The following is an 18301-nucleotide window of genomic DNA, read 5'->3' as shown; positions in this document are numbered from 1 at the left end:
TTGCTAAGACACGTGCGGTTAGACCTAGACCATAGTGCTTGGTTGCAGTGACTTTTCAGCTTTAACGGCACACACTTTAAACTCGGGGATCTTAGCGATAGGATCCAATGCATTGATGGTCAGTTTATTGGCTGCGGCTTCGGCAAAGTGGAAGGGTAAAAATAATACCCCTACTTGGGCTCGTTTAGTCACAAAGGCGGCTATTTCTATTTCACCTCGGCGGGTACTGAGTTTTAACATATCACCGTTACCCACGCCTAACTGCTCTGCATCATAAACAGAAATCATCACTCTGGGTGAACCTTTAATATCGAGTTCAGGTGTTTTGCGTGTCATGGTGCCGGTATGGAATTGCTCCAGCAAGCGACCTGTTGACAGGATTAATGGATACTCGCTATCTGGCATTTCGGCGGGCAGACGATAACTCACCGGGATCATTCTACCTTTGCCGCGCAAAAACGTCTCGGTATGCAAAATCGGTGTGCCAGGATGGTTTTCATCAAAACATGGCCACTGTAAACCATCTACCTTGTGTTCAAGTCGTTGCCAAGTCAGGCCCTGATATTGTGGCGTGAGCTGGTTAATTTCTTGCCAAATATCTTTTGTGCTGTGGTAGTGCCAATCGGCACCCAGGGTGTTGGCAATCATTTGGATAATTTTCCAGTCTACAATCGCCTCACCCGGTGGCGTTAATGCCACGCGTAACTGTTGTACTCGACGTTCGGTGTTAGTGAAATGGCCATCTTTTTCCGCAAAGGCGGTTGCGGGTAATACCACATGGGCCATCTGGGCGGTTTCGGTTAAAAAGATATCTTGCACAATCATAAAGTTGATTTTTGACAGTGCTGCTATCACATGGGCTTGATCCGGATCGCTTAGTACCGGATTTTCACCCAATACATAAAGTGCATCTAGTTTGCCTTTAACAATAGCCTGCATGATTTCAGTCGCCGCCAGTCCTGGTTCTGACGGCAGCGAAGTATTTCCCCATGCGTTGGCAAATTTAGCGTTATTGACGGGATTATTGTTTTTCTGGTAACCGGGATAAAAGTCGGGTAACGCCCCCATATCACAAGCGCCTTGAACATTGCTTTGGCCGCGCAATGGATTCAGTCCCGCGCCGCTTACGCCGATGTTGCCGCACAGTAACTGTAAGTTAGAAGTGGACACGACATTGTCATAACCTGAAGTATGTTGGGTAATTCCCATTGCATAATACAAGGCGGTTTTGTTAGCGGTGCCGATCATTTTTGCCATGGCGGCAATGTCTTCGGCGCTCACCCCAGTGATTAACGCCGCATTGACTAAATTATAATCAGGCTTCATCACTTCTTGCTTTAGCAATTGATAGTCTTCAATACGCTTGTTGATGTATTCCATGTCTTGCCAATCATGGATGATAATTTGTTGCATGATGGCATTGAGTAGCATCACATCTGTGCCAGGTTTATGTGATACATATAAATTGGCACTGTCTGCGATAGTGGTTTTCTTTGGGTCCGCGACGATTAAGCGCGCGCCATGTTGATTGACTGCTCTTTTGATATGCGAGGCGATAATCGGGTGGGCAGTGGTCGTATCGGAGCCGATGATAAAAATGACATCTGAATCTTTAATACTGGGAATATCATTGGTCATGGCCCCGCCGCCAATGGTATCGGATAAGCCTGCAACCGACGATGAATGACACAGTCTAGCGCAGTGATCTATGCTATTGGTACCCATAATGCTACGGGTGAACTTTTGCATTAAATAGTTTTCTTCATTGGTGCATTTAGCCGATGACAATGCGGCGAACTTGCTTGGGCCCGCAGCATCTTTAATCGGTTGAAGTTGCTCTGCTATATAGCCTAAGGCTTCAGCCCAACTGGCTGGTTGGAGCTGACCATTTTTGCGAATTAATGGCGTAGTGAGGCGTTTAGGACTGTTCAAAAAGTCAAAGCCAGAGCGGCCCTTTACACACAACATGCCTTCATTTACCAGCGAATGACTGTCACCGGTTACCCGCATAACGTGATTCTTGCTTTGGTCAACATGCAGTTCAACACGGCAACCGACACCACAATAGGTGCACACCGTTGAGGTTTTGGTTAACGCTATATCACGGCCTTGAGTTTTATCTCTGGCATCAACCAAGGCGCCAGTTGGACAGACTTGAACACAGTTACCACATTGAACACAATCGCTGTCACTCATTGAAGCCGTGAAGCCGACACGAGGGGCATTGCGGCTAATGGCGGCGGTCGCATTTGGCAGTGCTTGATAACTATTGGGTTCAAAGCTGATAACGTTATGACCACTTTGTTGATGGCAGGCTTCAACACAAGCGGCGCAACTGATGCAACGATTGGCATCAAAGGTAATAAAAGGCGCACTGTTATCGACTTTAAATTTACGTGCCTGACTCTGATCAAGTGCTTTACCGTCTACTTTATATTCGGTGGCATAGTCGCGTAACTGACAATCTGTATTGGCTTGGCAAGCACATTCTAAACAGCGCATGGCTTCTTTCATTGCGGCATCTGGAATGAATCCTAGCTCGACTTCGGCAAAGTTAAGCGCTCGATTTAACTGGTTTAATTCTGGCATTTTCAAGCGTGGCCGTTTGGCCGTGTCAGGGTATAATTCAGCAGACAATGAAGACGTTTTCTTGGCTTTTATCGAGTTAAACGCTGCGGGTTCTAAATGGCAAGTTAACCCTTCAGTTAATAATCCCTCAATGGCCTCAGCGGCTTTTCGGCCATCGGCAACCGCAGCCACAGCGGTCGAGGGGCCGGTGCGTGAATCACCGATAACAAATAACTTTTCCACCCCGGCAGACATGGTCTGTTCGCAGCCAAGGAAAGTATGCCAGCGAGTCAAGGCAATGTGACCACTGTCTATCTGATTTTCTGGCTGGTCTAAAAAGGCTAAATCCACTTTTTGAGATACCGCGGGAATGACGGTATCAAACGCTTCCTCAAACGTTTCGCCTGTAGCCTTGGGAGAGCGTCGGCCCGAAGCATCGGGTTCACCCAGCGCCATTTTAGCAAACGTGACTGATTTCACTTGGCCTTGGCTATCACTGTGGTTTTCAATTGGATTGGTGAGAAAATGAAACTTAACCCCTTCCACTTCGGCTTCATGTATTTCATAGGGTTCTGCTGGCATTTCATCACGGCTACGACGATAGATTAAGCTCACATCAGCGCCATCTCGGACCGCGGTGCGGGCGCAATCGATAGCCGTGTTACCGCCACCGATCACGGCTACTTTTTTACCTGTGATAAGTTTTTTGTCGGTGCAATAATCGCGCAAATAATCTACACCTAAATAACAGCCCTTTAAATCACTGCCAGGGTAGTTCATTGGTACGGCTTTTTGTGCCCCAATAGCAAGGCAAACTGCATCATAATTGGCCACTAATTCGGTTAAATTGGTATCACGACCCAGTGCCACTCCGGTTTGGATCTTAAGTCCGTTACGGGTGAGCAGTTCAATTTCTTTATCAAGAATATCTTTAGGTAAGCGATACTCTGGGATGCCATAACGTAACCAGCCCCCAGCTTTAGGTGCAGATTCCATAATGGTCACATCGTGACCATTATTAGACAGATAATAACCCGCGGTTAATCCCGCAGGGCCACTGCCGATAATCGCAATGCGTTTATTGGTAGCCGGTGCTTTTGGCGGAACATAAGATTCCAAATCATGTAAATCCAGATCGGCTGCATGACGTTTGAGTTGGCGAATAGCCACCGGTTCGTCAACCAGTCCACGACGGCATTCTGCTTCACAAAATGCCGGACAAACACGACCAATGGACAGTGGCAAAGGCAAGGTTTTTTTAATGACCTTGACAGCTTCTTTATGATCGCCTCTGCCGATATGATACAGATACGACTGCACGTCAACGCCGGCTGGACAGGCGGTTTGGCAAGGGGCTTCACAATCAGCAAAATGATCGCTAAGAATATCTTTGAGTGCCTGTTGACGAATTTTGCTTAAATAGCTCGACTTGGTAATCACATCTAAGCCGGCTTCCAGCGGTGTCTCACAGGCACGAACACACCGTAAACTGCCATCATGGTTTTTTATTTGTACTTGGCATAAATTACAGTGCTGCTTCTCTTGATTGTGGGAGAAGTCACATAAGCTAGGTATATTAATACCGGCGTCAATGGCTGCCTTTAACAAGTTGTTTGTCTGGGGAAGCGATAGCGTTGTGCCGTCGATAGTGATATCAATCATTGCAAGGCCTTTTAATTTTTCGGAGTCACTGGCTAAGTCTTAATGCCTTTGAGGATGCGACGAGTAGGACATCATTAGGGTACAACAGCGTAAATGGAGTATGCCTATAGTGGTTTTTATGTCAGTAATGCAGATTAATCTTGCTAACCTTTTTCTCGCATCCACAGTCACATTCAATTCATTAAGTTTAGTTTGAGGAGCGAGATCCATATGTGACTCAGATCATTTTTGTGGCAATTAAATGAAATTTTTATAATAAAACCTTAATAAATATAAGGTTATTACTTGTTTGAGCTTGTTATTTTTACAGATAAAAGTGAATGTTTATTGCCATTGTTTATGATTCTGGACGATCCTATTGCCAATAAATATAATGAAGTTAGCCGTACAAAGGGCTGTTTGATAACTGTTTATTATCCGATCTGAGGTGAAATATACTGTGTTAATCCACCAAGCTGCTCTGTTTTAAAGAGTAGACTCGTTCAGTTACCCTAACGGATGCTTATCACCATTGGTTTTGTTGCTTGGCTGCAAGCTAATGTGCCAGCGTAGCGATAAGCTCTGGCACATTGCCTTTAGCGACTTCCGGCAGTATGACTATTTGAGTCTAAATACCACTTCGATTCTGTCGCTAATCGTCACTTGACCTTGTTGATAGGTTTGCGCCACATCAGCATTCATTTTCATGCTGGCACGGTACATTTCAGGTTGATGTGATTGCTGCGGAAAGTACCTTACTTCCCATACGCCAGCGATTTGTTCGCCAAAGCCTTTGGCGAGCGATTGGGCTTTTTGCTTGGCATCGTTAATGGCGGCTTGGCGAGCTTGGGCAATGATTTGTGCTTCTTGGCTGGATTTCAGCTCGATATTATTAACGTTATTAATCCCTTCAACCAAAGCGCTATCGAGTAATTCATTTAAGCTGTTGAGGTCCATTACGGTTACCGTCATTTGACGATTTGCGCTATAGCCGGTCAATTTTCGTGGTTCATTTTGCACATAACTGTATTGTGGATTGAGCTGTAAATTAGCACTTTGAATGTGCTTTTTGTCGATACCCGCGTTGAGTAAACGCTGCATAAATTGGCTGACGGCATCGTCGGCTTTGTCTTTAGCCGCTTTGGCACTATCCGCTTCTATTGATACTTGGACATTGATGATGGCCATGTCTGCCGGGGCTTCTATGGTGCTGGTTCCTTCTGTTTCAATATGGGCGAAACTTAACTCAGCCGCTTGCAGTGTCGATAAACTGCTGGCTGCGGTTAAGGTGAATAATACGCCCGAGAGGATACTAATAAGTAATGGTCTGTTCATTGATGACTCCGCTAATAGTTCGCTTTATGCTATTTTTTAAACCGCTAATCTTGGTCTGTTATGTGTGTAAACGGAGCTAGATTAAAAAAGGGTTTTTATGGGTGATTGTTTTATGGGTGATTATTTTTATTGTTATTCTATTTGTTATTTTAAAGACCACTAGAACAACTGCGCTGAGATATTAAGCAGTTTAGTTCTTATCCATTGGTTTACTGGATCTTCTTCAGCTTGTTTATGCCAATACATGTGTACGGCTAAATTGGGTACGTCAAATGGCAAGGGTGACACCACAATAGGCATAGATTGTTGCAGCAACATGGCATAGCTGTTGGGCATGGTCATTATCATGTCTGACTGGCTAACAACGTTAATGGAGGCAAAGTAGTGCTCGCAGCGCAAGGCAATATTGCGGGTGATCCCTTGGGTGGCTAATGCCATGTCGACGGTGTCGATGGTAAAGTCTTTTAAGCTGACTAACGCATGTGACGCTTTACCGTAATGTTCCAGGGTTAGCTGTTGCAGTATGGGGTGATCTTTGCGGCAAATAAGCGAAAAACCTTCATGACAAATTAAGCTACTGCGTATGTCTTTATGGGTTGGCATCAGCACGTCGATAACAATATCTAAGCTCTGCTGAGCCAATGAGGGTTCAAGTTCTGTCCGCTTAATTTGACGACTGTTTATGGTGAGGTTAGGGGTGTTTTTAAGTAAGTCAGGCACCAATATTGGGAAAAACATCGACTCTAAAATATCTCTTAAACCGAGTTTTATTTCCCGTTTATGCTGCTGAATATCAAATGTGGCAGGTTGGCTGACGGTGTTATTAAGTAAATTAATCGCTTGCAGCACATCGGGAATGATTTTTTGGCACAAGGCTGTTGGCACCATTTTACGGCCATGACGGACAAATAATGGGTCGTTAAATTTGCTGCGTAAGCGGGCGATAGCATGGCTCACCGCAGGTTGGGTTAAGTGCAACTTAGTGGCTGCGGCAGTAATACTCCCTTGCTGATAAACCGTGACCATGACCAGAAATAGATTCAAATCAATCTTATTATGCAGCATATTAATAGTTATCTATAAGTTAGTATCATTTGAATTTATTTTAGGCTTGGTTAAATTAAAGTCAAACTAAACCAATATAAGCAGACTCAAGATGACCATTTCACACGACGAACACGAAGCACAACAAGCCCAACAAATTAAAAAAATGACCATTGGTACCGATAAGTATCCGATGCCGTTACCGCCAAAATTTGACAGTAAACAACAGCAACAACAATTTGAAAAACAGCGCCTAGCCGCTGCATTTAGAGTGTTTGCCCATTATCGATTCGATGAAGGTTTGGCGGGCCACATTACCTTGCGTGATTGTATTGATCCCGATTCATTTTGGGTAAACCCTTTGGCGGTGCATTTTTCTAAAATTAGGGCATCAGACTTAGTGCGTGTTAACCATAAAGGTCAAATTTTGGAAGGTAAGCACCCGATTAATAATGCCGCGTTTGCGATTCATTCACGTATTCATCATGCGCGCCCAGACGTGAATGCGGTAGCCCATGCCCATACCACTTATGGTCGTGCGTTTTCGGCATTAGGTGAGTTACTGAAACCGATTTCACAAGATGCTTGCATGTTTTATGACAACCACAGTGTGTTTGATACCTTTACCGGTGTGGTTGCCGAGGTGTCTGAAGGCGACATGATTGCTGAGGCGCTGCAAGGCCATGCGGCGGTGATTTTACAAAATCATGGCTTATTGACCGTAGGGAAGTCAGTTGATGCGGCCACGGCCAACTTTGTTATGCTAGACAGTTGTTGTCATAGCCAATTACTGGCACAAGCGGCAGGTGAACTTAAGTTGATTGGCCATGATATTGCCACAAAAACCCGTCAATTTAATGGGTCTGACTTAGTCACTTGGGGTAATTTTCAACCTCTGTATCAAGTCATGCTGGCTCAAGATAACAGCTTTTTAGACTAAGCTTGTTTAGCCACAAAGCAGTTTAATACGCGTTTATTATGGTGATCTGAGGTTCGCTAAGCTTGCTTAGCGAACAAAAATGACCGCCCATGACAGATTGATTATTAGCGGAATACGACGACCCTTGGCGCTTGTCTTGATGATGTTTAGCATGGGTTTAAGGTTAACGCAGTTTGCTTTTTTACGTTTATGGCATACTCACATTCGTGACCTACATTAGATACTCACACTCGCAACCCATATTAGATATTCACACTCGCGACCCATATTCGCGACTCATATTAGATGCTCACACTCGCGACCCATATTAGAAACTCACATTCGCGACCCATATTAGATACTCACATTAGATACTCATCTTAAAAACTCATATTTCGGATCCTGTCTTTTGCTGCTGGCGGTATTCACTTGGGGTCATGCCTTGCCAGCGCTTAAATGCCCGCCGAAAATTAGTCACATCCACATAACCTAATTGATATGCCAGTTGTTTAATGCTGCCTTGAGATTGCGATAAATAATGCTTAGCAATGTGATGGTTCACCGACGCCACAATAGTTTTATAGCTACTTTGCTGTTGAGCTAAATGGCGATGCAGGGTGCGTGGTGTCATGTGAAAATGCGCTGCGGTGTCACTCAAACTGGGTAATGGCATCGGGCTTGGCAATAAATACTGATACAGCTTATCACTCAAACTCTGCTGTCCGTTAAGTAGATCGAGTTCGTTAATGCACCATTGTCTGGCTTGCATAAATGAGCTGGGATCGGCCATCTCAAGGCGTTGGGTTAACAATGTTTGGGTTAATATAAACTGGGTGCTAGCTTGGTTAAAATGAACTGGCACCTTAGTTAATGCCGAATATTGCTGCCAATAAGTTGGCGCAGGGAAGCTCAGATTAATCTGACATAACGCCGGAGAGTGCGGACTGAGTTGTTGCAGCAACTTAGCAATAGTCACCAAGAGTGCATCCATAAACGGTTGTTGTATTACGCCTAGTGGTTGTACTTCTTGGAATGTTATGACCATGGTGTCGGCCGTTTCGTGGATATTTACCCTAACCAGCGGCGTGCGGGTGTTAATAAACTGCTTCAATGTATCAATGGCTTGTTTAAGCGTGCTGCTGTTAAGCATGGCAAAACCCATCATGCCATGAGTGTTAATGCTTATTCGATTGCCGACATGTAAACCTAGGTCTGGTCTGGCCGAAAGATTGATTGCAGAGTTTATTAGCCGTTGATAATCATCAAAACTCACTTGATAGTACGGGTCTTGTAATTGCTCAAGTGTGATGCCGTTATGCCTCAGCCAAATGTTAACATTACATTCCCACAGGCTTAGTTGTTGATAAACTTGGTTTAAGTAAAAAATTGGCAGTGGCTGCATAACATTCTTATCAATGGATTTAACTTAGTTGTAACGGATTTTGTTGCATTTGTCTATTAATGACCCCTTTATGTCCATCTCCCCCTCTTTTCTATCTTGGATGCTGGCGTAAAGTTAACCTTTAACCTTAAAGGACGGCTTATGTTGTCAATGTTTACGGCCAAACCTGTGACCCTAACGATTAATGACCAGAAAGTGATTGAGCGAGTCAGCGTAAAGCAAACCATTTTAACGTCTGCACTGGCGGCCAACATTCGCTTTCCTCACCATTGTCAGGTGGGCAGCTGTGGCGCTTGTCGGTGCCAGTTAGTGTCTGGTGAGGTTAAACAGTTAACCGACAGTGCTTACGTGTTATCAGCCAAGGCGATAGCTCAAGGAATGATTTTGGCGTGCCAAAGTGTGCCAAGGTCTAATGTCAGTATTAAACTGAATTTTCGTCAGCGTCAGCTGGCTGATGAGCCGCAAGAGTAGGACACTGTGATGTTTAAATATCTTAAGTTTATGTCGTTTCACCTTATGGCGCTGATTGCCATTGCCAGTATTACCTTGGGTGAGTCATACATCAGTATAGGTTTTGCTATATGGGTGGCGGTGTATTTAGGTGGCGATATTTTATTTGGTGATGATGTACACACGCCGAGCTATCAGTTTCCGGCCTTGCTGACGTGGCAATTATGGTTGGCGCTGCCCTTAACCGTGATGTTGGTGTTTGTTAGCAGTTGGCAGTTTGCCAGCCAGGATATCGGTCAATATGGCGCTTTGATCACCCGTATCAGTGGTTATGATGTGTTATTGGCGCGAGAAAATACCAGCCTGATCCAGTATGGGGTAATGGTGATTTATTTAGGCTTAGTGGTTGGTGTAATGGCAACAATTACCGGCCATGAGTTAAGCCACCGAACTTGGCAGCCGGTGTCATTATTGATTGGCCGCTGGTTATTGGCCTTTAGCTTTGATGCTAACTTTGCCATTGAGCATGTGTATGGGCATCACAAGTATGTTAGTACCTTGGACGATCCTGCGACTGCGCCCCGTGGCCGGAATGTGTATGCGCACATTGTTATTTCGACCATTAAAGGCAATATAAGTGCCTGGCACATTGAGCTACAAAGGCTTATGCGTAAACAGCTTGCGCTATTGAGTTGGCACAACAAAGCCTTAAGAGGATATGCCATGAGCTTAGTGATTATGGGGTGGGTGTTTTGGCTAGCGGGTTGGCAGGGGGTAAGTTTTTTTGTACTAATGGCGTTGTGGGCTAAAGCGACCTTAGAAATAGTCAATTACATGGAGCATTATGGCTTAGTTCGAGCGGTCAACTCGCCAGTACAACCACACCATTCTTGGAATACCAATAAACGGGTGAGTTCGTGGGCGATGTTTAATTTAACTCGCCATTCGCATCATCACGCCCAAGGCCAATTACCTTATCATCAATTGTCACCGTATCCGCACGCACCGCAAATGATTGGCGGGTATCTGAGTACTTTTGTCCTTACGCTTATTCCACCATTGTGGCATCAACTTATGTTGCCCAAATTGCAGCATTGGGATGCACATTTTGCCACAGCTATCGAGTATCAACTTGCCCTGCAAGCCAATGCAAACAGTGGTATTGCAGCTTATCAAACCTGTGCTAAAGCAAGTATTTGAACCAGTAGGCGGATTTATCTGCCAATGGCTATTCGCTAATGGCTAATTGTTAGTCGTTAACGGTTAGCCACTGATATTGATTCGATTACGCCCGCTTGATTTTGCGCGGTAAAGTGCGGTATCTGCTGCGCATACTAGGGCTGTTGGGGTGCGATATTGACCGCCGCGTTCACAGGCAATACCTTGGCTGACACTGATTTTAGTTTGCGCAGGCAACCCCAAGTCGGTAAAGGTTAATTGATTAATACTTCGCTGAATTTTTTGAGCAATATATTCAGCTGTTAATGGGTTGCTGTTGGGTAAAATGACCACAAACTCTTCGCCACCATAGCGGGCTGCCATGGCATTGCTTGATGGCAATGCATCCAAAAGCACCTTGGCAATTTTTTGCAAACATTTATCGCCATTCACATGACCAAATTGGTCGTTAAATATTTTAAAATAATCGACATCGATAATGATTAAACACAAGGGTTGGTCGTGGTTAATACTGTCATTCCAGTTGGTTTGCAGGGCATCATCAAAGGCGTGACGGTTTGCAAGGCCAGTTAATTTATCTGTGTGAGCCAAGTGGCGCAGTTTATGGTACTCAGCTTTATGGTTGGTTAAGTTATGCATGATACCGATGAATAATGGTTCAGATCCCATTTGCATTGAGGGTAAGCATGACAATGACAAGTCGGCTTCGAGTAAGGTGCTGTCACCGCGATTAATGATAATTTCTTTTGGACCGTGATTAAACGGCGCGGTTTGTTTATTGCTTGCATTTGCCTTATTCCAAACATCAAATAACGATTGATATTCATCTTTAAACGGGCTTTGTAAATAATCGGTCCAAGTTTGGCCAATTAACATCTCATTATGTGCACCAAATAATTTAGCCGCCAATGGATTTATCATCTCAATCACACCAGCAGAATTAATCACAAAAATCGCTTCTGATATCGCACTTATCACATTGAGCAAAGTGGTGATTTGTAGGTTTTCTGCGGTGGTGATTTGACCATGTTGTTGTGCAGTCACCATGTTTTTATACATAACGTTTTCGCGAGTCATAAGGTTATTTGAAATCTGCTTTTTGACTATGCCAGGATATTTAGCAAACGAGTCTGTTAATTTAGTCACTCGGGAAATGGTGTCATTGAGTTCAGTTAATTTGTCATGGTTAAACATGGTGCATTCCTTTGTGTGTTTCGACTGTCGACTCGGTGCTGATGTCAAATACTCTATTAGGAATAATGCCTTTTTACCTTTCGGTAACCTTCTGGTTTTAACTTGTTGATTTGAATGTATTTAAATGGATTGCAAATTGATGTTTATTGAGTAAAAGTATTGCTATTGGCTAAATGTTATTGGTTAGCGCTTGAGTGTTACAGCGATCTGCAGGTGTGAGTTGATCCAAAATAGAGACATGACTGAGTAAAAAAACCTTGTATAGGGGCATACTAGCGGCTTGATACTAATGGCTTGATACTAGCGGCTTGATACTAGCGGCTTGATACTAATGGCTTGATATTAGTTGCTTGATATTAGCGGCTTGATACTAGCGGCTTGATACTAATGGCTTGATACTAATGGCTTGATACTAATGGCTTGATATTAGTTGCTTGATGCTAGCGGCTTGATACTAATGGCTTGATATTAGTTGCTTGATACTAGCGGCTTGATAGTGAGAGGTGATTGGTTTTTATAAGGCTAAAGATTGTCGAGCGGCGATATATTTTATATCAGGATAAGCATTCTATGGGGGGCGTTTTGTTGAACAACATAGACAGTACTGTACTGAACTGAACTGTAGTGTAGTGTAGTTAGTGTAGTTAGTGTAGTTAGTGTAGTTAGTTTAGTTAGTTAGTTTAGTTTAGTTGAGCAAGGTATCTTCGAGGGCATCTAACGCTGACATATCGCTTAATAGCACTTGCCGTTCTGCACTATTTTTGATCGGTGCCAGTGCTAAATCAATCTCTTGTTGGGTTGCCGCTTGGCTGATAATCGGAGCGGCACACAATATGGCGGCAAACACCAAAGAGATAGAACATTTCATACTAATTCCTTTTAAATATAATAAGTTAACTTTTAAAAAACACAGTGTGTTAATGAATAACACACGCCGTTTTAGCCATGGTTAGGCTATGGATTGGTTTAGCTATTGCTGGTTTAGCTAGGTTGAACAAGATAAAAAGCTCAGGGCAAGCCTGAGCTTTAATGTTTAATGTATTTAATATCTAGTTTGGGTGATTGATAATTTCAGGATCTGGACTGAGTACCAGTAAGGTATTGCTGCTGTTTGATAGCACAAATTGAAAGCCGGTATTGCCTGGTGTTTCATCTAAATCAGTTAATTGAATTAAGCTGCCATCGCTGCTGATGGTGATGGCATCGATAATTTTATCAAACGGGGTGGTAAAGGCCGCGCCAACAAATTTAAGCCCCTTACCTGTTTTGTCAATTAGCCGGTAAGAGATGGTGCTGTATTGGTTAATGACCACATTGCCACATACTGCGGTGCCATCTAGGTTGGTGTAAGTAAATATTGGCACATCATTGTCGAGGGTGACGGTGAGGTTAAAAAACGTTGCTTGGCCTTGAGTATTTGACATTATATTCTCCATACTTTTTGTTTAGGGTTTAGGGTTTAGGGTTTAGGGCTAAACCTAAAATCGGTTATGGCCGAATTCTCTAGCAGTTGAACTATATCTGGGTGTTGCTTAAGCTCTTTGAGGCAGTCGAGGGCTTTAGCATAAGGAATGGTAAATTGTGGATCGTTATTGTGATCGATAATAGGTGCCAATTGATTTTTAGCTTGTTCACACAGTATGTCTACCTCTTTGGCCTGACCTAAGGATGTCAGCAATGTTGCCGCAAGCATGTTGCTTTGAGCTAAACCTGCTGAATAGGAAGTGTTTTGGTTAAATTCCGTGGTTAATTGGCTAAAAGACACAATAGCTTGGCGCGCATAAACAAGGCTTTCTGAAAGCAGTCCTTGTGACGCTAAATAATTTGCCGCAGCCAGCTGATATTTAGCCCATAGGTCATTTTTCTTAGTTGATGTTACTAAGGTCATATCTGTAGCAAGTATAATTGCTAAAGATTCAATACTATATTCAGTGCCCTGTTCAATTGGGTCAGGGCTAAATGTCAACATATCAAGGTAAGCGTAATATTGTTGGGTCTTCCAAATATCATTTTTCGGGTCTTGTTTAAGGGCGCTAGTCATCGCTACTAAACTAAGTTGTGCTTTGATAAAGGCTTGTTGGCGCTGGCCTTGATAACTTAACAAAATCGCCAGTTGTTGGTAGCTACTGGATAGCCGTTCAAGTAAATAGGGCTGTTTTACTAATGCTTGATTGGCCAAATGTTGTTGAATTTGTTGATGTATTTGTATTGCCGCGGTAATGTCACCTTGGGCGGTGGCGGCGCTGGCAAGCCACGAGCGTGCATTAGCAATATCGGCGATTAACTGGCTATTGGTTTGATCTTTAAACCATATGTTTAGTTTTAACAGCAATGATTGCTCAAATGCCTCTCGGGCGGCAGCAAAGTGTTGCTGCTTCATGTAAATCGAGCCTAAGGAGTTGTGGGCATAAGACAATTCCATGACCGCATCGTTGTCCTCTGGCGCGTATTGATACATGGCTTGGCTGTAGGTTAAATACTGCTCGAACCAAGGCTGCGTCGCAGCCCAATCACTTTGATCGTACTCAAGCTGGCCGAGCCAAAAGGCATTGGCGCCTAAGGTTTTAAGTAAACTGAGGTTTTTGGGTTGTATTTCAAGTAACGGCAGCATGCGTTCACGGGCGGCGATTAATGCGCTGTGGGCTTCGTCGGTATTGCCGCGCGAATAGGCCACTTCGCCCATGGCCTCTAAGGTTTGGCTGTGTTGAAACTGGGCTTCAAAGCTTAACGTGCTGACATCGTCGGCAGAAAAGTCGCTGAAATATTCCAGCGCCTTGCTACTGATCCCATCGAGCAAGTCCATGCGGCCAATGCCGCGCATTTTATCGGCGAATTCGCCCACCATAAAACCAAGTAAGTTTTCTGCCGCAAGGCGTTTTTGCTGGGCTTGGTTTTCGGCTTTAATACTGCGTGCGCTCATGGCGATAGCAATAATCGTTAAGGTAACCAGGGTCAGCATGGTAACGCGGCGACGCCACCGGCCAGCATTGGCCTGTTTGGTTGACGCTTGGATCAGGGCGGCTTCGTGTGGCTCTAAGGTAAATAACGGATTGGCGACTAAGCTTTGTGCCTCTATTAAGGGCTTACCTTCGGTGAGTAAATAGGCGGTGCTTTTTGACTCATTTAGCCAGCGCTGTGACTGATGCTGTAAGCGGCTTTTAATGGCTAAGCTGTCGCTGTGCTGGGTTATCCACTGAGTCGCACGGGGCCAACGTCTTAGCAATGCTTCATGGGCAATACTAAAACAGGCTTGGTCGTATTGCAGATGTGACACAAATAAGCGCTTGTTGACCATGGCGTTAACCAGATTTCGTTCCGCTTCGCTATTGAGCCTTTCCAAACTTGCCGCGCGGCTGGTGACCGATTTTTCATCTTCGGATAAGGTCACTAACATGGATAACACTTTAGGTAATGCGCCGCGTTCAGCGTCGCTAAGATTGGCGAGCACTTGTTCAGCATTTTTACCGATAGCGCCTTCTAAACCGCCTAGTGAGTGATAAACCGAGACTAATAGCTGGTCATTTTCATCGCGCTTGAGGTACAGGGCTTCTAAAGTGTATTGCAACATGGGCAGGGCATCGGGGTTTGAGGCGGCGTCGCTGCAGAGCATTTCGTCCAATGGCATGGCGGTATTAGGGTCTACTGACCAGGTGAGGTTAGCGGCATTGGCCGGCAAGCGGATCATTTGCATCAATTCGGTTCGGGTTGGCGCAGATAAATCGAAATGTGAGCCATTGGCTTTGCCTGCCATTAAGCTTGGATGACTGACCACTTGGGGGTAAAAGTCGTTGCGGCAAGCACTGAGCACCAGTACAACCCCTGAGGTGGCTAAACGCTCGAGAATATCTAAGGCATCTGTGCGCTGTTGTTCGCTATAAATAGGCGATGATAACAACACTTCTAAACGGTCAACGAACAAGCAAAACTGCGCTTGGCTGTATTGATAACTTGGTTTAGCCGCGGTTATTGCCTGTTGGCATTGGGCGATGACGCTAGGCATATCTTGTTCAAGCTGCCGGGCAAGATCTTGTGCACTTAACTCGCTGAAAACGGCAATGTGGTTAACTTCCCAGTCGAGCATGGCGCAGGCAATATCAATAAGCAGCCTATCTTGGGTGACATCGGCTAAATCTATGCTGGCATAATCGAGCACGCCGACACCATTAAAGCCGCTGGCGCTTTTTAGGTTAGGAATAACACCGGCATTAATTAACGACGATTTACCTGTGCCGCTTGGGCCAAGTACTAAGCAAAATGCGCGGCCGAATTTGATTTGTGCTGTAATACGATTGAGTAAGGTATCGACTTGTTCACCCCGACCAAAAAACACCTCGGCATCGTTCGGTTCAAATGCGCGTAAGCCGGGAAAGGGTGATTGGCCTTGCCATGGCTCAGTCGTAATTCTTGTTTGGTGACCAATGGGAAACTCAACCTTGGCAAGGGTGCGGTAACCGCGTTTGCGGATGGTTTCAATGTAACTGGGGTTTGATGCTTGGTCGCCTAAGGCTTTGCGCAGTTGGGTAATGACTTTGTGTAGCGGGTTATCGCCAATGGCGATGCTGTTCCAGCAGTGGTGAATAATATCATCAGCGGTGAGCACTTCCCCTTGGTGTTGGCACAGTAAACGCAATACATCCATGGCTTTGGGTTCAAGACTGCGAATGATATCACCCGACTGAACACTGTTACTTTGCGGATTAATTTGCCATTCGCCAAAAAAGAAACTGCTGTTGCTCATGTTTGATTGTTTTCCAATACGTTAATCGGGTTAAGTTTTAGGCCAATTTAAGTTACACCATGATCACACTCATCCAGAGATAGCCTGGGTCATACTATTTGTGCGCGTTTGATTGTAGGGTGCGATTACGTCAGTTGTATTTTTGGTGCAAAAATAACAGTGAATTACATTTGCCTCGACAACGATATCGCATATAACTTCTGGTCAATGTCGTTGTTCTAGTTGTTTAATGTGTTCTACTATTGCCCGATTAACTGGCGTTTTTACGCCATATATTTCCCCAATACTGACGACTGCACCATTGATGAAATCGACTTCAGTTTTACGTTTAGCTTGGATGTCTTGCCACATTGAGGAACGCGCTTTGGGATCGATGTCGAGCATCTGTTTAGCAACTAGCTTAAATAACCAATTTGGCAGTGATAAAATGGTGGGTAACCAAGTGGGCTTGACCTTAGTGTATTGATGTAATTGGATATCTGCTGCCTCGCATACTGCTAGCCACTCCTTCATTGCCTTAGCCAGTACGCGGCGATTTTTATAATGGCTTAACTGCTGTTTAATCGGCAAATTGGTGACAGCATTAAGGGCATTATTGAGATTTAATAATAATTTACCGTAAATCATCGGAGTGAAGTCTGCTGCTATGTCGCAACCAAATCCTTGGCAAATTAATGCCGACTGAATCGCGACAGTATGAGGATTTTTTTGCAAGGTAAATACGCCTTCAGTGCCTTTGTGAAACACGCCATTAGGCAGTTGCAGTACATTAAACGGCGTGATCCCTTGGAGTAAGGCGTAATGATCGAGCGAGTCTTTAATGCTGTCAAAACTGCCGAAGCCATTTTGCATAAATATAATGCTGCTATGGTCATGGGTAATGGCCATTAACTGATTGGCAATAGTGCTGACTTGATGGCATTTTAAGGTAACAAATACCACATCAAATTTGCCATTAATTGATGATTGTTGAGTAATGTCAGTGATTAACGCTTGCGGCATCACGGTCTGATTAAACCCTTGATAATCACTCAAGGTAATGCCGTTATTGGCGATGATTTTTTGCTTAATTGCTGGGCGACAAATTAACGTCACTTTTAAACCCGATAGGCACAATTGTCCTGCTAAATAACATCCTGTTGAACCTGCGCCAAAAATTGCAATTTCCATTGTGGGTTAATTCACTGTTAGTTAGTTAGCGGCTTATTATTTAATCGCTTATTCATGACTAGACGATTTTTTAAATCGCTATAAAGGTAACATGACCTTTTACTTGCTTGTAACATAACAGATATTTTGGCAGTGTAAAAATTTAGCCCATTAAAATAAAAAAGGGAGTATCCATGAATAAAAATACTATTAGCACCATTGCCTTGGCGGTGCTTGGATTAACGATGGGGTAGACGATAGCTTGTTACGCTTGAAGTGGGCAACTATGGCGATACTGTAGCGATACTATAGCGATACTATAGCGATAGTATGTCGATGCCAGTGAGCCCTGTTGAGCAAATAGAGGCGTTGTTAGAGGTGCCTTTTGTGATGAAAGCCAGCGTTATTTATAAGCAGTTATGTTATTAATCATAGTCGATCAGTAATATCGATAATATATGTTGTCGCGAGATTATCGATATTGTCGATCACAGTACAATGGAATTAATACATTTTAGTTTATTTTCAATAACTTGATAAAAAGGCTTTAATGGTTTGATTTTTACTGCAGATGCTCTCATACTTATTTAAACAGTATGATTGACTATATCGTTATTAATAGATGTTATTTACTTTTTGTGGTTAACACTATTAATGACATACATGGATGTGGATAGTAGCT

Annotated in this window: 12 protein-coding genes; 3 read left to right on the top strand and 9 right to left on the bottom strand. The window is 43.9% G+C overall.

Translation table 11 applies throughout. The features are described from left to right. Positions 1-24: 24 nt before the first annotated feature. The 3 genes from fdhF to AAEZ02_RS02940 form a co-directional block, all read right to left on the bottom strand. Positions 25-4230, bottom strand: coding sequence for a formate dehydrogenase subunit alpha (gene fdhF, locus AAEZ02_RS02950; RefSeq protein ID WP_351088664.1), 4206 nt, complete (start codon positions 4228-4230; stop codon positions 25-27). 597 nt (positions 4231-4827) lie between these two features. Then, positions 4828-5544, bottom strand: a complete 717-nt coding sequence (locus tag AAEZ02_RS02945; RefSeq protein ID WP_124013568.1) for an oxidative stress defense protein — start codon at positions 5542-5544, stop codon at positions 4828-4830. Positions 5545-5703: 159 nt separating this feature from the next. After that, positions 5704-6609: a LysR family transcriptional regulator gene (locus AAEZ02_RS02940; protein ID WP_351121849.1), complete on the bottom strand. Its 906-nt coding sequence runs from the start codon at positions 6607-6609 to the stop codon at positions 5704-5706. 91 nt (positions 6610-6700) lie between these two features. On the opposite strand from AAEZ02_RS02940, the gene AAEZ02_RS02935 reads away from it, so the two are divergent. Continuing rightward, a complete protein-coding gene (locus tag AAEZ02_RS02935) occupies positions 6701-7528 on the top strand; it encodes a class II aldolase/adducin family protein (RefSeq protein WP_124013570.1) in 828 nt (275 codons plus the stop codon). 367 nt (positions 7529-7895) lie between these two features. On the opposite strand, the gene AAEZ02_RS02930 is transcribed toward AAEZ02_RS02935, so the two are convergent. Further along, entirely contained in the window at positions 7896-8909 is a 1014-nt protein-coding gene (locus tag AAEZ02_RS02930; protein ID WP_124013571.1) for an AraC family transcriptional regulator, read from the bottom strand. A 141-nt stretch (positions 8910-9050) separates the two neighbouring features. Between AAEZ02_RS02930 and AAEZ02_RS02925 the strand changes: the two genes are divergently transcribed. After that, complete coding sequence (locus tag AAEZ02_RS02925; RefSeq protein WP_124013572.1) at positions 9051-9380, top strand: 2Fe-2S iron-sulfur cluster binding domain-containing protein; 330 nt, start codon at positions 9051-9053, stop codon at positions 9378-9380. A 9-nt stretch (positions 9381-9389) separates the two neighbouring features. Next, complete coding sequence (locus AAEZ02_RS02920) at positions 9390-10559, top strand: alkane 1-monooxygenase (RefSeq protein ID WP_351121846.1); 1170 nt, start codon at positions 9390-9392, stop codon at positions 10557-10559. 63 nt (positions 10560-10622) lie between these two features. On the opposite strand, the gene AAEZ02_RS02915 is transcribed toward AAEZ02_RS02920, so the two are convergent. From AAEZ02_RS02915 to AAEZ02_RS02895, 5 genes are all read right to left on the bottom strand, one after another. Beyond that, positions 10623-11732, bottom strand: coding sequence for a sensor domain-containing diguanylate cyclase (locus AAEZ02_RS02915; protein WP_206191869.1), 1110 nt, complete (start codon positions 11730-11732; stop codon positions 10623-10625). 685 nt (positions 11733-12417) lie between these two features. Further along, positions 12418-12600 (bottom strand): hypothetical protein, encoded by a 183-nt coding sequence (locus AAEZ02_RS02910; RefSeq protein ID WP_124013574.1) that lies wholly within the window; start codon positions 12598-12600, stop codon positions 12418-12420. Between the two features lie 181 nt (positions 12601-12781). Then, a complete protein-coding gene (locus AAEZ02_RS02905) occupies positions 12782-13156 on the bottom strand; it encodes a DP-EP family protein (RefSeq protein ID WP_351075785.1) in 375 nt (124 codons plus the stop codon). A gap of 35 nt (positions 13157-13191) precedes the next feature. After that, entirely contained in the window at positions 13192-16470 is a 3279-nt protein-coding gene (locus AAEZ02_RS02900) for an nSTAND1 domain-containing NTPase (protein WP_351075782.1), read from the bottom strand. Between the two features lie 204 nt (positions 16471-16674). Then, entirely contained in the window at positions 16675-17640 is a 966-nt protein-coding gene (locus AAEZ02_RS02895) for a 2-dehydropantoate 2-reductase (protein WP_124013577.1), read from the bottom strand. Between the last annotated feature and the right edge of the window lie 661 nt (positions 17641-18301).

This window comes from Shewanella sp. T24-MNA-CIBAN-0130 (genome assembly GCF_040310185.1).
Lineage (GTDB): Bacteria > Pseudomonadota > Gammaproteobacteria > Enterobacterales > Shewanellaceae > Shewanella > Shewanella psychromarinicola.
This window is presented reverse-complemented; position numbering and strand designations above follow the sequence as displayed.